Genomic DNA, 12,508 nt, shown 5'->3' with positions numbered 1-12,508 from the left:
CCGCCATTATACATGCGAAGCGCAAAAAATGTTCAGGAGGGAGTCATGTGCGTTCTTTTTCGTTTACGAAAATGCATGGATTGGGTAATAGCTACATATACGTTGATCTGTTCCGGGAAACATTGCCCGAGGAGGAGCTGCCGGCGATCGCCCGCAGCGTCGCCGATGTCCACACAGGCATCGGCTCCGATGGCTTGATTCTCATTTGTCCATCGGAGAAAGCGCCAGTCAAAATGCGCATTTTTAACAGCGACGGCTCGGAAGGGAAAAACTGCGGCAACGGCTTGCGCTGCGTGGCGAAATACGCGTACGAGTACGGCATCGTCCGCGACCGCACCTTTTTGATTGAAACGCTCTCCGGGCTTGTCGAAGCCCGTGTGGCAGTGGCAGATGGCGAAGTGACAAGCGTGACGGTCGATATGGGCGAGCCGCGCCTTAAGCGGAGCGCCATTCCGATGGTTGGACCAAAAGCGGAGCGAGTCGTCGCCGAGCCGTTTGCCATCGCTGGGGGCGAATATGAAATTACGGCGGTGTCCATGGGCAACCCGCATGTGATCTTTTACGTCGATGACATCCAAAAAGCGCCGGTGACGACGCTTGGCCCGCTCGTGGAAAAGGACCCGCGCTTTCCGGAAGGGGTGAACGTCGAGTTTGTCGAGGTGGTGAACGAGCGTGAGCTTCATTTCCGCGTCTGGGAGCGCGGCTCCGGTGTGACGCAGGCGTGCGGGACCGGAGCGTGCGCGGCGGTCGTCGCTTCGGTGTTAAACGGCAAAACGGCGCGCGGGGAGGAAACGGTCGTCCATTTGGCCGGCGGCGATTTAACAATCGTATGGGGGCATGACGGGCGCGTGCGCATGACCGGTCCGGCGGAGACCGTGTGCACCGGCGTTTATTACTACCGAGGCGGGCGGAACGGTTGAGCATCGAAAGGCGAAGGCGGTATACTATTAAGTAAGATGGGAACCATTCAAGGGGATTCGCCCCATCCGAGCCGTCGGGTGAAAGCGGGCGAACCTGTCGAAAAACGGCCAAGTTGTTTGGCCAGTGTCAACCGTTAAAGGAGGGATGATGGATGGCAGAGGCAGTCATTACGCTGACAGAAGCGGCAGCGTTTCAAATCAAAGATATGATGAAAGAGCAGGAAGAAGAGGGCGCGTACTTGCGCGTCGGCGTCCATGGCGGCGGCTGCAGCGGGTTGTCGTACGGCATGGGCTTTGACCATGAGCGGCGTGATGATGACATCGAATTTGAGCAACACGGCATCAAAATTTTGGTGGACCGCGACAGCGCGCCGATTTTGCGCGGAACGGTCATCGATTATAAACAGTCGCTGCTTGGCGGCGGGTTTACGATCAACAATCCGAACGCCATTGCGACATGCGGCTGCGGCTCCTCGTTCCGCACAGCGACCAATGCCGGCACGCCGGAGCAATGCTAAGCGGGCGGGGTGACGTCCATCCGCCCGGCAGAGGCAAACGGCCTGCCTTGCCGTGATCGTCGGGCTCTTGAGAAGGCCGGTTTTCGCCGCACGGCCGGTTGAAAACGCGGGCGTGTACCGACTGGCGAATGTTGGAAGGGTGGTCTTTCCCTCACGAAATTGGGGAAAACGGCCGCGCTCCAACATCGGCCTTTTCGGGAGCGCCAAAGGAGGAGAAACGATGAAAGGACAAATCAATGTCATCTTGGCGCTTGTCTTGGCGCTCATTGTTGCGCTGCTGGCGGTGGCGAATGTCGAGCAGGTGACGATCCATTATTTAGTCGGCGAAACCCGCTTGCCGCTCATTATCGTCATTTTAGGTTCGGCCGTCCTTGGCGGCCTTGTCGTCGGCATGCTCGGATGGGTGCGTTTGTTCAGCCTGCGCCGGCAGGTGAAGCTGCTCGAGAGAGAGCGGGAGGAATGGACGAAAAACAAGGCTGGGAATAATGATGGCGAGTCGGTTTCGCTGGAGCGAGAGGGATGAGGCACGAGCATGGCGCCCCCAACAAAGAGGGGGCGCCTTTTGCTTGAAAAACGGGTGTGGACGGGGCGGGCTATACGAATGGCTCCAATCAGTCGGGATGCGGCGTTAAGGCGAAATGCCGAGCGCCCCTTCGCTTCCGCTTGTTTTCCCGACGGAGCGCCATTAAAACAGCGATGTCGAGTGCGCCGGCTGCATCCGCGCCGTCGGGTCGATGTACGTTTTGGCGCTGCTGATGGCGATCGGCGCTTCGCCAAAGCCGCAGGCGATCAGCTTAATTTTCCCGTCGTACGTGCAAATGTCGCCCGCCGCATACACGCCGGGGATGTTCGTTTCCATCCGCGAGTTGACTTTGATCGCATTTTTTTCGATGTCAAGCCCCCAGTTTTTGATGGGGCCAAGCGAAGAAATAAAGCCGTAGTTGACAATGACGGCGTCGACATCGATCGTTTCTTTCGTTCCTTCTTTCACATGCTCAAGGATGACTTGGCGGATGGCGTGTTCATCACCGACGAGTTCAACGGGGACAAACGGCGTTTTCACTTGCACGCTCGACTTCTTGAGCTGCTCGACGCTATGTTCATGGGCGCGGAATTTGTCGCGGCGATGCACAATCGTGACGCTCGCGGCGATCGGTTCGAGCATGAGCGACCAGTCAACGGCCGAGTCGCCGCCGCCGCAGACGAGCACGCGCTTTCCGGAAAACTGCCCCAAGTCGTTGATGAAGTAATGCAAGTTTTTTCCTTCATAGCGGGAAGCGCTTTCGATTTCGAGCCGACGCGGCTGAAAGGCGCCGTTTCCGGCGGTGATGATGACCGTTTTCGAATAATGGATTTGTTGATTGGTGACGAGTTTAAACGTTCCGTCCTCCTGCTTTTCGAGCGTGTCGACCGACTCGTTCAGGCAGACGGTCGGCGAAAATAGGTCCATCTGCTCTTTCAGCTGGTTGACAAGCTCTTGGGCGCGCACTTTCGGAAATCCGGCGACATCATATATGTATTTTTCCGGATATAACGCAGCCAGCTGCCCTCCAAGCTGCGGAAGGCTTTCGATAATTTTGACTTTCATTTGCCGCAAGCCGCCGTAAAACGCGGCAAACATCCCGGTCGGCCCGCCGCCGATAATGGTGACATCATAGATGTTGCGGTCTTCTTTCACCGATATACCTCCCCGTGCTAAACTTATGGCATTACAAGTTTATCTTACCATAAACGGGTGCAGTTATAACGGGGAATTTTCTATTAGGAATCAGCGAAAAAAAGCTTGAAATGGGAAAGAAAAAGGGCTAATATGGTGGATGGAGAGATTGTTAATTTTTTGTGACAATCCCTCGACATTTTTTTGGCGGTTAACGTGAATTGTTTCACAAACTTCGCTCAATAAAAACGGGGACCGCAGCAAAAGCTATAACAAATGAATGAGAAAAAATGAAAAAGGGTGGAAGTGATTCAGGTGAGAAAACCAAACGTTGTCATTTTAGGCGCTGGCTATGGCGGGCTCATGACGACCGTTCGCCTGCAAAAGCTCATCGGCGTGAACGAAGCGAACATTACGCTTGTAAACAAGCACGATTACCATTATGAGACGACATGGCTTCATGAGGCATCGGCTGGGACGCTGCACCATGACCGCGTCCGCTATCCGATCAGCGATGTCATCGACCGGAACAAAGTGAAGTTCATCCAAGATACGGTGACGAAAATCGTTCCGAGCGAAAAGAAAGTGTTGCTTGAAAATGGCGAGCTGACGTACGATTACCTTGTCATCGCCCTCGGGTTTGAGTCGGAGACGTTCGGCATCAAAGGCTTGAAAGAATACGCGTTTTCGATCGCGAACGTCGACGCCGCACGGCAAATCCGCGAACATATCGAATACCAGTTTGCGACGTACAACGCGGAAGAGGAAAAGAAAGAGGAGCGATTGACGATCGTCGTCGGCGGGGCGGGATTTACTGGCATTGAATTTTTAGGCGAGCTCGCCAACCGGATGCCGGAGCTGTGCCGCGAGTATGACATCGACCCGCACAAAGTGCGCATCATTTGCGTGGAGGCGGCGCCCACGGCGTTGCCGGGCTTCGATCCGGAGCTCGTCGAGTACGCGGTCAGCCTGCTTGAGCGCAAAGGAGTCGAGTTTCGAATCGGCACGGCGATTAAGGAATGCACGCCGGATGGCATCATTGTCGCCAAAGGTGATGATGTCGAGGAAATTAAAGCCGGCACAGTCATTTGGGCGGCTGGCGTGCGCGGCAGCCGCGTCATCGAGGAATCTGGATTTGAAGCGGCGCGGGCGCGCATTAAAGTGGACCCGTACTTGCGTGTCCCGGGGCATGAAGACATTTTCGTCGTCGGCGACTGTTCGCTCGTGATTGATGAAGAAACGAACCGCCCGTATCCGCCGACGGCGCAAATCGCCATGCAAGAAGGCCAGCTGTGCGCGAAAAACTTGGCGGTGCTCATCCGTGGACAAGGGGAGCTGGAGCCGTTTAAGCCGGATATTAAAGGGACGGTTTGCTCGCTCGGCCATGATGATGCCATCGGCGTCGTGTTCGGCAAAAAGCTGTGGGGCGCCAAAGCGAGCTTCATGAAAAAAGTGATCGACAACCGCGCCTTGTATTTGATCGGCGGTTCGTCGCTTGTGATGAAAAAAGGCAAATTCAAATTTTTCTAATGGAAGCAGGCGCCCGAAACGCAATGGGGCGCCTTTTCTTGTCGGCAAGCGGGGCGGCGGCCGAGGATGAGGCATCCTCTTATCGTCTTGGCGCTTCGGTCAGTCAAGCTGTTCGGCGATATCGCTTTTCCCTTTCCGCCAAACAGGGATCGGCCGCTCGATTGTCGAAATACAAACGGTGCATAACGATAGGGAGAAAAGGATGAGGACGATGGACAACAAACGAGGAAACGTTTGGATTGCGGCGGCCGGACTGGTCATAAACGAGAATGGGGAATGGCTCGTTGTCAAGAAAAAATACAGCGGGCTAAAGGGCAAATGGTCGCTGCCGGCCGGGTTCGTCCAGCCGGGGGAAATGCTCGATGAAGCGGCCGTTCGGGAAGTGAAGGAGGAAACGGGGATCGATGCCGAACCGGTCGCGCTTCTTGGCTTGCGCACCGGCGTCATCGCTGGGGAGATCAGCGACAATATGGCGATTTTTCTTTTGCGCCCGCTCTCGCGCGAGATCGTCGTGCAGACGGATGAGCTGTATGCCGCCGCGTTTTTAAGCAAAACGGCGCTCCAGAATGATCCGAACACATCAGGCTTGCTTCGCTATTTGTTGGCGCTCGAGCCGCCTGTCTCCCTTTCTCTGCATGACGGACTCAATCCCGGCGACCCGTTCGGCTACACGAAATACCGCCTTTACTTTGAATCATCGAAATGAAAAGAATAGTCGAGAAAATCAAAGCAAGTCGTCGATGTATTCGCTTACATGAACGAAAATAGGGAAGAATCGCTGTTTGTTTTTACAGAAAATTTTGATATATTAACAAAAAAAGAAACGGAGGGGAACATCGATGACAAAAACATTGACAATGAACGACTGCCCGTACTGCGAGGGGCACGGATACGTTCAGCTGCTCTTGGGCGGATCGGAAACGTGCTACGGCTGCCAAGGAACGGGAAGCGATCACGAAGAGGATGACGACCATTGACGTTCGTCTGAGGACATGAAACATCGTTTGGAACCAATCAGGCGATCATGAAAGAAGAGAACGAACATTGACGGTCATCCGCCCGATCCAGTACACTGAAAACGGGTGTACGGGAGGTGAAGGGCGGATGCAAATGAGTTTGCCGGTTGTTTTGATTTCGATGGTTTTATTTTTTGTGTTGTTTTTTGGCATTGCGTTTTTGGTGAATATGTTGTTGCGTATGACATGGATTACGGCGATCTGCTTTCCATTGATTGCGGTTTTCATTATTGATGATGTGCCGTTAACGCGCTATTTCACCGCACCGTCCGAGGCGTTCGCCGCGCTCGGCCGGAAAATCACTTCGCTGGCGGCGGCGGATCTGTTGATTTTGTCAAGCGGCTTTGCCGGCGCTCTTTGCGCCGGATGGGCGATCCGCACGCTGCGGGCCAAAGGATATCAAATGTTTTAGAGCGTCTCTGCCTTGGGCAGAGGCGTTTTTTTTTGTGAACAGCGCTGATGAGCGCCCGAGCGGATCACAACGTCGGTTCGCGGATGTTTTTGGCAAAACGCACAAGCTTTACGCTCGGTTTTCACAATGAGGCCGTTCATGGACGGTTTTGAGCCAACGGTTTTTTCGTTTTTTTGTCTCATTCGCAATGAATATTTCGATTTTGGATGGAGATAAATAGAGGTGTGAGAGGAGTTGAGAGCATTGAATGGGTTTAGGCAGTTCGTGCGCCGAACCGCGATGACGCTGCTGTTTTTGGCGGCGCTCTTTGCGACATTCGAGTCCGTTTCCGGGGTTGACGCGAAGACGGTTCTCCATCCCTTTCCGAGCGCTTTATCGATGGATCATCAGCCCATTTGGGGAATGAAAGAGCTCGCGAAAAACGGGGGCCGCTCCGTTTTGCGGCTTGAGGATCATTTTGACTGGTCAAAATATCCATCCGTTGAAGTGGTCGCCACCGGCTATACGGCCGGCATTGAATCGACTGGAAAAACGCCCGATCACCCTGAGTATGGCATCACGTACTCCGGCGTCCGCGTCAAACGCGATCTTTATTCGACGATTGCGGCGGATTTAACCGTGTTTCCGATCGGCACGATTTTGTTCATCCCCGGATACGGGTTCGGCGTCGTCGCCGACAAAGGCGGGGCGATCAAAGGCCATCGCATTGACTTATACTATGAAACCGTCGAAGATGTATATAAATATTGGGGAAAACGAAAAGTCAACGTCTATATCGTGCAAAAAGGCGATGGCACGCTGTCAGAGGAAGAGTTGAAGCGGCTGAACGAAGATGAAACGATGCAAGTGTTTCGTCAACAATATTTGGAATCGAAAAGTTGAAAGAGGGCTCCCGCCCGTCAGCCACAAAGGAGCGGATCGCTGTCGTCAGCGGGAGGGAACAGAGCCGGATGCAAAAGCGGCGCCAATTTTTTTAATCCGACCAAGAGGCGCGGAGACGGACGGCAATAGAGCGATTCTTCTAAAATGTGGATGTTCCCGGTGCGGACCGCCTCGGCCTGTTGGGCGTGCGGGCGCGCCGTGACGGCTTTCGGGCTCATTTTTTTTGTCTGCACGCCGACCCAAACGAGCAAGATGTGCGACGGATTGCGGGCGAGAACGTCGTCCCATTCCGTTTGAACGCTCGCTTGCGGGACGTCGGAGAAAATGTTGCGCCCGCCGGCGAGCTCACTTAGTTCGCTCAGCCAGTTGGCGCCGCCCGGTGTGAAGATCGGCCGCGGCCACCATTCCCAATAAAGGCGGGCCGGTTCAGCCGATGCGGCCCGCTCGCGATGCCAATCAAGCACGTCATGATAGCGGCGGACAAGTTCAGCCGCTTTTTTCGTTTCGCCAAGCGCCTCGCCAAGCTGAAGAAGGTCGTTGGCAATGTCATCGAGCGAATGGGGCGCCAGCACGAGATGCGGGAGCCCGCGCCGTTTGAGCTCCTCGACGTTGCGCTCCATGCCGGGCACGCTTAGGGATGCGACGACGAGATCCGGTTTGAGCGCCTCGACTTGATCCATATCAATGCGCAGATCCGGCCCGACTTTCGGCAGCCGCTTCACTTCCGGCGGCCAGTCGGACGAATCGTCGACGGCGACGACATCGTCAAGGCGGCCGAGATAGGCGAGCAGTTCGGTGTTGCTTGGACAAAAGGAAACGATTCTCATCAGCGTCGGTCCTTTCTAAATCATCGTGATGATTACGGATTCGCCTTGCCCCGCGTGATTTCCTGTCTGATTCGGCTGATTTTTTTGAGTGAACGCAAGGAGAGAAAGTTAGATAGTCGAAAGAATGGCTTTGCTTCGCTATAATGAAGGTGGGAATGAATCACCATGGAAAGGGATGAGACGATGTTTACGGTAAAACCTTTGCCGTCGGTGGAGGAACGGGATGAAGCGCTTGTCATCGGTTTGTTTGAAGGGGCGAATTCATGGAGCGGCCTTGCCGGCGAATACGATGCCCGTCTTGGCGGACGGCTGTCGGAACTGCAGAAAGAAGGCGATATTTCCGCGAAGCGGGGGCGCATCGCCAGCGTTCATCCATTTTTGCCGACGGGGGCGAAGCGGCTCTACTTCGTCGGCCTTGGCAAAAAAGAAGAGTTGACGTTTGAGCGGCTGCGCGAGGTGTTCGGCAAGCTGTTTCGCACGTTGAAGCAGGCGAAGCGGACGAAAGCGGCGGTCGCGCTGGACACGTTTACGACCGAGGCCGTCGATGGAAACGAAGCGGCGCACGCCTTGGCGGAAGCGTATCATTTGGCGACGTATGAATTCCCTGGGTATAAGCAGAAAAAGTCAGAACCGGATTACCAGCTCGAATCGCTCATCGTCTACACGGCGGCCGAAGCGGCGGAAATTGAGGCGAGCTTGTTTGTCGGCTCGGTATACGGGAAGGCGACGAATTCGGCGCGCACGCTCGTCAATACGCCGGGGAATTTGCTGACGGCGTCGGATTTGGCTGATTATGCCGTGAAGCTCGCGAACCGGTACGATTTTGACTATGAAATTTTGGAGAAAGAAGATATGGAGCGGCTCGGCATGGGAGCGCTTTTGGCCGTCAACCAAGGATCGAAACAGCCGCCCAAACTGATCGTCTTAAAATATCAAGGAAAAGAGCAATGGGAAAACGTGATCGCTCTCGTCGGCAAAGGGGTGACGTTTGATACGGGCGGCTATTGTTTGAAGCCGCGCGACAGCATGGTTGACATGAAAACCGATATGGCCGGCGCGGCAGCGGTGCTCGGGGCGATGGAAGCCATCGGCGAACTGCGGCCGGAACAAAACGTGCTCGCCGTCATTCCGGCGACCGACAATATGATCAGCGGCGAGGCGTTCAAGCCGGACGATGTCATTACGTCGCTGTCCGGAAAAACGATTGAAGTGAAAAACACTGATGCGGAAGGACGGCTCATTTTGGCCGATGCGGTAACCTATGCGAAACAGCACGGCGCCAGCTATATCATCGATGTCGCTACGTTAACGGGCGGAGTGATCCGTCGCCTTGGGCACGGACAAAACGGGCGCGATGACGAACAATGAGGAGCTGTTTGAGCAATTGCTTGAAGCGTCGATGGAAACCGGGGAGTTCATTTGGCGGCTGCCAATTACAGAAAACGACCGCGAGCGAGTGCGAAGCAGCAAAATCGCCGACTTGAACAATTCTCCGGGGCGGGAAGGACACGCCATTATGGGTGGGGCGTTCATTGGCGAATTTGCGGAAGATACGCCGTGGGTGCATTTGGATATCGCCGGCACGGCCGCCACAAAGAAAGACGGCGACCTCGGTCCGGCTGGGGCGACGGGCGTGATGGTGCGCACGCTCACCGCGTTTGTCGAACGGTTTGAATAAAACGAACGCCGGCAGGCCGATCGACAGGCGCTGCCTTGGCGCAGAGGCGCCCAGTGTGAAGGCGGTATGCCGGCAGCGAACGAGCCGAAGCGAACGTGCATAGCTTTGGCTTTCTTTTGGCACGCTACATAGTACATAACAGGAAAAGCGAACAAAATGTAAAGTTAGTGTAAATCTATTGTAAATTTTCTCTTTTTGTATTGTAAATGGATTTTAAATTGTTACAATAAGTAGCGGTGATTTTGATTCCGCAAATGGAGGGTGTCCGATATGATTTTTTCGCCGAAAAAAGACGTTTTTTTTGATATGCTGTTCACCATTTCGGAAAACGTCAAAGAAGCGGCACAATATTTTGTCGAGTATAAAATTCAAAGCGTCAGCGACTTAAAAGAATTTGCCCGCGTAATGAAAGAGTATGAACGAAAGGGCGATTCATTCATCCATGAACTGGTCGTCCAATTGAACAAAACGTTCATTACGCCGATCGAGCGGGAAGACATCCACCAGTTGGCGATGAAAATGGACGATGTGCTTGATGGGTTTGAGCAATGTTCGGCGCGGTTTGAAATGTTTTCGTTCACGGCCATCGATGAACATATGGTGAAATTTTTTGACTATATTTATCAAAGCACGATCGAAATTGTTCACGCCCTCGAGCTGCTTGCGAACAAAAAATTGCTCGATATGCGCCAGCATGCCATTAAAATCAAGGACTATGAAACGAAGTGCGACGAAATTTTGCGCGCGTCGATCAAAAACTTGTTTGTGACGCAAAAAGACCCGATTAAAATCATTCAATACAAAGAGCTTTACGAAATGTTGGAAGAGATTGCCGACAGTTGTGAAGATGTCGCCAATACGTTAGAGACGATTATCATGCGCAACGCATAAAAAGGGGACGTTATTTTTATGGATACGATCCTGATTTTAACGATCTGCATCGTCATTTTCGCATTGGCGTTTGACTTTATCAACGGCTTCCACGATACGGCCAACGCCATTGCCACATCGGTGTCGACAAGGGCGCTTACGCCGCGTCAAGCCATTATTTTGGCTGCGACGATGAACTTTATCGGTGCGCTCACCTTTACCGGCGTCGCGAAAACGATTACGAAAGACATTGTCGATCCGTTTGCGCTAGAAAATGGACCGCTCATTATTTTAGCAGCGTTGACATCAGCAATTGCCTGGAACTTGATCACGTGGTATTACGGCATTCCGAGCAGCTCTTCGCACGCGATCATCGGTTCGGTCGCCGGGGCGGCGATTTCCGCGGCTGGGGTTGGGATTTTGAATTATGGCGGGTTTTTGAAAATTTTACAATCGCTGATTCTTTCCCCGTTTTTGGCGTTAGGGGTCGGCTTTATCATTATGAGCATTTTTCGCTTTATCTTTAAAAACGCCAACTTATACAGCACGACGAGGGGCTTTCGGATGTTTCAAATTGTGACGGCGGCGTTTCAGGCGTATACGCACGGAACAAACGACGCTCAAAAAGCGATGGGGATCATTACGATGGCGTTAATCGCCGGCGGATACCACGCGACGACCGACATTCCTGAATGGGTGCGCATCTCTGCCGCTTTGGCCATGGGGTTGGGAACGGCTGTCGGCGGGTGGAAGATCATTAAAACGGTGGGTGGAAAAATTATGAAAATCCGCCCGATCAACGGGGCGGCGGCCGATTTGTCGTCCGCACTCGTCATTCTTTCGGCGACGATGTTCCACTTGCCGGTCAGCACGACGCACGTCATTTCCTCCGCCATCATGGGGGTTGGCGCCGCCCAACGGGTGAAAGGCGTCAAATGGGGCGTCGCTCGCCGCATTGTGATGACATGGATCATCACCTTGCCAGTGTCAGCGTTGATTGCTGGGTTTGTGTACCAGATCCTTCGTTTATTCTTCTAATCCATGATCCAGGGTTTCCAAACAAAAAGCGCGCCTGTTTTTGGCAACAGGCGCGCTTTTCGCGTTTAGGCGGCCGGGCGGCCGGCAGCTGAGGAGCGTTGAATCGCCCGGCAAATCCTTGGGGCGATCAAGCCGGCGACGATCGATAAGAGGATGTCTTTGGGCAGCGGGGCAAGCATCCAGCCCCACACCATACCGTACGAAAGTCCTTCCGGCGCCTCTGCCCATAGTTTGTACGCCATGTACATCCAGTTCGTGCCGATGACATAGTTGATGACCATGCCGACCAAGGCGGCGGTGACGAAACGAGCCTTGGACGCCGGCTGCGGGCCGCGGTTGATGACCCATCCGGTCGCATAAGCGGCAACGATAAAGGAAAGAATGAAGCCAAATGTCGGTTGGAAAATCATCGACAGTCCGCCTTCGAATTTGGCAAACACCGGCACGCCGGCGAGGCCGACGAGCATATACACAATCATGGCCACCGCACCGAGCCGCCGCCCTAACACCGCGCCGGCAAGGACGCAGAAAAACGTTTGCAGCGTAATGGGAACACCGCCGACGACAAGAAACGGCGCCCACGACGTAATGTTCGCCCCGATTGCCATTAAGGCGACGAACATGGCGGCGAGCGTCATGTCAATCGGTCGAAGCGAAGTCCGTCGTCCCATATGTAAACCTCCTTTTTTTGTTCGTTAACAAAATCGTACCGAACAACCGCTAGGCTGTCAATCCTCTTTTTTCGGCGGATGATAAAGCGGCTTGGGGGGATGATAAGAAAAACGACTCCTCGAGCGCTTCATGCGGACAACGCGGCGAGGAGCGTGAAAGGAGGTCTTGTCAATGGATCGATTCGTGCCGGATGAGGAGCTGAAGCGGACAAGCAAAATGGGAGCGAACGAAGACATCATCCACACAAGCAAACACGACGAAGGCTACGATTTGCGCACCCCGGCGGAAATCGGCAAGCGGCAGCCGACGGATGAAAACGGCAATGCGTAAAAGAAGGGGCGCGGATGGATGGGAAAGAAAAACGTCTTGGACCGCTCCGCGCCTCGAAAAAGCCGGAGGATCGAGCGAAAAAAGATGGCCGCCTCCCAATCGTGTTCCCTTAGAGTGGTCTTGTCGTTCTGATAAAATGCTGGGGGCTCGAATGTGTT

At 54.0% G+C, this 12,508-nt stretch carries 14 protein-coding genes and 1 pseudogene; 12 read left to right on the top strand and 3 right to left on the bottom strand.

Translation table 11 applies throughout. From position 1 onward, the window contains the following. Nucleotides 1-47: 47 nt before the first annotated feature. The 3 genes from dapF to BRO54_RS13090 all read left to right on the top strand — a co-directional run bounded on the left by dapF (nt 48) and on the right by BRO54_RS13090 (nt 1,961). Nucleotides 48-920, top strand: coding sequence for a diaminopimelate epimerase (gene dapF / locus BRO54_RS13100; protein WP_074044227.1), 873 nt, complete (start codon nt 48-50; stop codon nt 918-920). A gap of 152 nt (nt 921-1,072) precedes the next feature. Then, nucleotides 1,073-1,438, top strand: a complete 366-nt coding sequence (locus BRO54_RS13095) for a HesB/IscA family protein (protein WP_013144338.1) — start codon at nt 1,073-1,075, stop codon at nt 1,436-1,438. 220 nt (nt 1,439-1,658) lie between these two features. Further along, nucleotides 1,659-1,961, top strand: a complete 303-nt coding sequence (locus BRO54_RS13090; RefSeq protein ID WP_013524527.1) for a LapA family protein — start codon at nt 1,659-1,661, stop codon at nt 1,959-1,961. 162 nt (nt 1,962-2,123) lie between these two features. Here the strand turns inward: BRO54_RS13090 and BRO54_RS13085 are convergent, their stop codons facing one another. After that, nucleotides 2,124-3,122 (bottom strand): NAD(P)/FAD-dependent oxidoreductase, encoded by a 999-nt coding sequence (locus BRO54_RS13085; protein ID WP_176202394.1) that lies wholly within the window; start codon nt 3,120-3,122, stop codon nt 2,124-2,126. Between the two features lie 279 nt (nt 3,123-3,401). Here BRO54_RS13085 and BRO54_RS13080 point away from each other — a divergent pair, with 279 nt between their 5' ends. The 5 genes from BRO54_RS13080 (at nt 3,402) to BRO54_RS13060 (ending at nt 6,935) form a co-directional block, all read left to right on the top strand. Next, entirely contained in the window at nt 3,402-4,625 is a 1,224-nt protein-coding gene (locus BRO54_RS13080) for an NAD(P)/FAD-dependent oxidoreductase (RefSeq protein ID WP_074044252.1), read from the top strand. Between the two features lie 211 nt (nt 4,626-4,836). Beyond that, nucleotides 4,837-5,331, top strand: a complete 495-nt coding sequence (locus BRO54_RS13075) for an NUDIX domain-containing protein (RefSeq protein ID WP_074044251.1) — start codon at nt 4,837-4,839, stop codon at nt 5,329-5,331. Between the two features lie 133 nt (nt 5,332-5,464). Continuing rightward, nucleotides 5,465-5,602, top strand: a complete 138-nt coding sequence (locus BRO54_RS19865) for a YuiA family protein (RefSeq protein ID WP_161496655.1) — start codon at nt 5,465-5,467, stop codon at nt 5,600-5,602. Between the two features lie 127 nt (nt 5,603-5,729). After that, nucleotides 5,730-6,053 carry a YuiB family protein gene (locus tag BRO54_RS13070; protein WP_074044225.1) on the top strand — a complete coding sequence of 108 codons (324 nt, stop codon included), beginning with the start codon at nt 5,730-5,732 and terminating at the stop codon, nt 6,051-6,053. 243 nt (nt 6,054-6,296) lie between these two features. Continuing rightward, nucleotides 6,297-6,935 (top strand): 3D domain-containing protein, encoded by a 639-nt coding sequence (locus tag BRO54_RS13060; protein ID WP_084544558.1) that lies wholly within the window; start codon nt 6,297-6,299, stop codon nt 6,933-6,935. A gap of 17 nt (nt 6,936-6,952) precedes the next feature. Here BRO54_RS13060 and BRO54_RS13055 read toward each other — a convergent pair whose 3' ends face one another. Next, entirely contained in the window at nt 6,953-7,762 is an 810-nt protein-coding gene (locus tag BRO54_RS13055; RefSeq protein ID WP_074044223.1) for a cobalamin-binding protein, read from the bottom strand. A gap of 183 nt (nt 7,763-7,945) precedes the next feature. Here BRO54_RS13055 and BRO54_RS13050 point away from each other — a divergent pair. The 3 genes and pseudogenes from BRO54_RS13050 to BRO54_RS13040 all read left to right on the top strand — a co-directional run bounded on the left by BRO54_RS13050 (nt 7,946) and on the right by BRO54_RS13040 (nt 11,348). Next, a pseudogene (locus BRO54_RS13050) lies at nt 7,946-9,440 on the top strand (leucyl aminopeptidase). 270 nt (nt 9,441-9,710) lie between these two features. Beyond that, the gene (locus BRO54_RS13045; protein WP_074044222.1) at nt 9,711-10,331 is read left to right on the top strand and encodes a DUF47 domain-containing protein; all 621 of its coding nucleotides are present in this window, start codon (nt 9,711-9,713) and stop codon (nt 10,329-10,331) included. Between the two features lie 18 nt (nt 10,332-10,349). After that, nucleotides 10,350-11,348 (top strand): inorganic phosphate transporter, encoded by a 999-nt coding sequence (locus BRO54_RS13040; protein ID WP_074044221.1) that lies wholly within the window; start codon nt 10,350-10,352, stop codon nt 11,346-11,348. A gap of 65 nt (nt 11,349-11,413) precedes the next feature. Here BRO54_RS13040 and BRO54_RS13035 read toward each other — a convergent pair whose 3' ends face one another. Beyond that, the gene (locus BRO54_RS13035; protein WP_074044220.1) at nt 11,414-12,019 is read right to left on the bottom strand and encodes a biotin transporter BioY; all 606 of its coding nucleotides are present in this window, start codon (nt 12,017-12,019) and stop codon (nt 11,414-11,416) included. A gap of 172 nt (nt 12,020-12,191) precedes the next feature. On the opposite strand from BRO54_RS13035, the gene BRO54_RS20095 reads away from it, so the two are divergent. Next, on the top strand, nt 12,192-12,350 hold the full coding sequence (locus BRO54_RS20095; RefSeq protein WP_167367380.1) for a hypothetical protein: 159 nt from the start codon (nt 12,192-12,194) through the stop codon (nt 12,348-12,350). Nucleotides 12,351-12,508 lie beyond the last annotated feature (158 nt).

Source organism: Geobacillus proteiniphilus (assembly GCF_001908025.1).
Lineage (GTDB): Bacteria > Bacillota > Bacilli > Bacillales > Anoxybacillaceae > Geobacillus > Geobacillus proteiniphilus.
This window is presented reverse-complemented; position numbering and strand designations above follow the sequence as displayed.

Bases quoted from the DNA above. Each gene is read 5' to 3' on its own strand.
- BRO54_RS13075 (WP_074044251.1), top strand. From the start codon at position 4,837: ATGGACAACAAACGAGGAAACGTTTGGATTGCGGCGGCCGGACTGGTC.
- BRO54_RS13090 (WP_013524527.1), top strand. From the start codon at position 1,659: ATGAAAGGACAAATCAATGTCATCTTGGCGCTTGTCTTGGCGCTCATT.
- BRO54_RS20095 (WP_167367380.1), top strand. From the start codon at position 12,192: ATGGATCGATTCGTGCCGGATGAGGAGCTGAAGCGGACAAGCAAAATG.
- BRO54_RS13035 (WP_074044220.1), bottom strand. From the start codon at position 12,019: ATGGGACGACGGACTTCGCTTCGACCGATTGACATGACGCTCGCCGCC.
- BRO54_RS13070 (WP_074044225.1), top strand. From the start codon at position 5,730: ATGCAAATGAGTTTGCCGGTTGTTTTGATTTCGATGGTTTTATTTTTT.
- BRO54_RS19865 (WP_161496655.1), top strand. From the start codon at position 5,465: ATGACAAAAACATTGACAATGAACGACTGCCCGTACTGCGAGGGGCAC.
- BRO54_RS13040 (WP_074044221.1), top strand. From the start codon at position 10,350: ATGGATACGATCCTGATTTTAACGATCTGCATCGTCATTTTCGCATTG.
- BRO54_RS13045 (WP_074044222.1), top strand. From the start codon at position 9,711: ATGATTTTTTCGCCGAAAAAAGACGTTTTTTTTGATATGCTGTTCACC.
- BRO54_RS13095 (WP_013144338.1), top strand. From the start codon at position 1,073: ATGGCAGAGGCAGTCATTACGCTGACAGAAGCGGCAGCGTTTCAAATC.
- BRO54_RS13055 (WP_074044223.1), bottom strand. From the start codon at position 7,762: ATGAGAATCGTTTCCTTTTGTCCAAGCAACACCGAACTGCTCGCCTAT.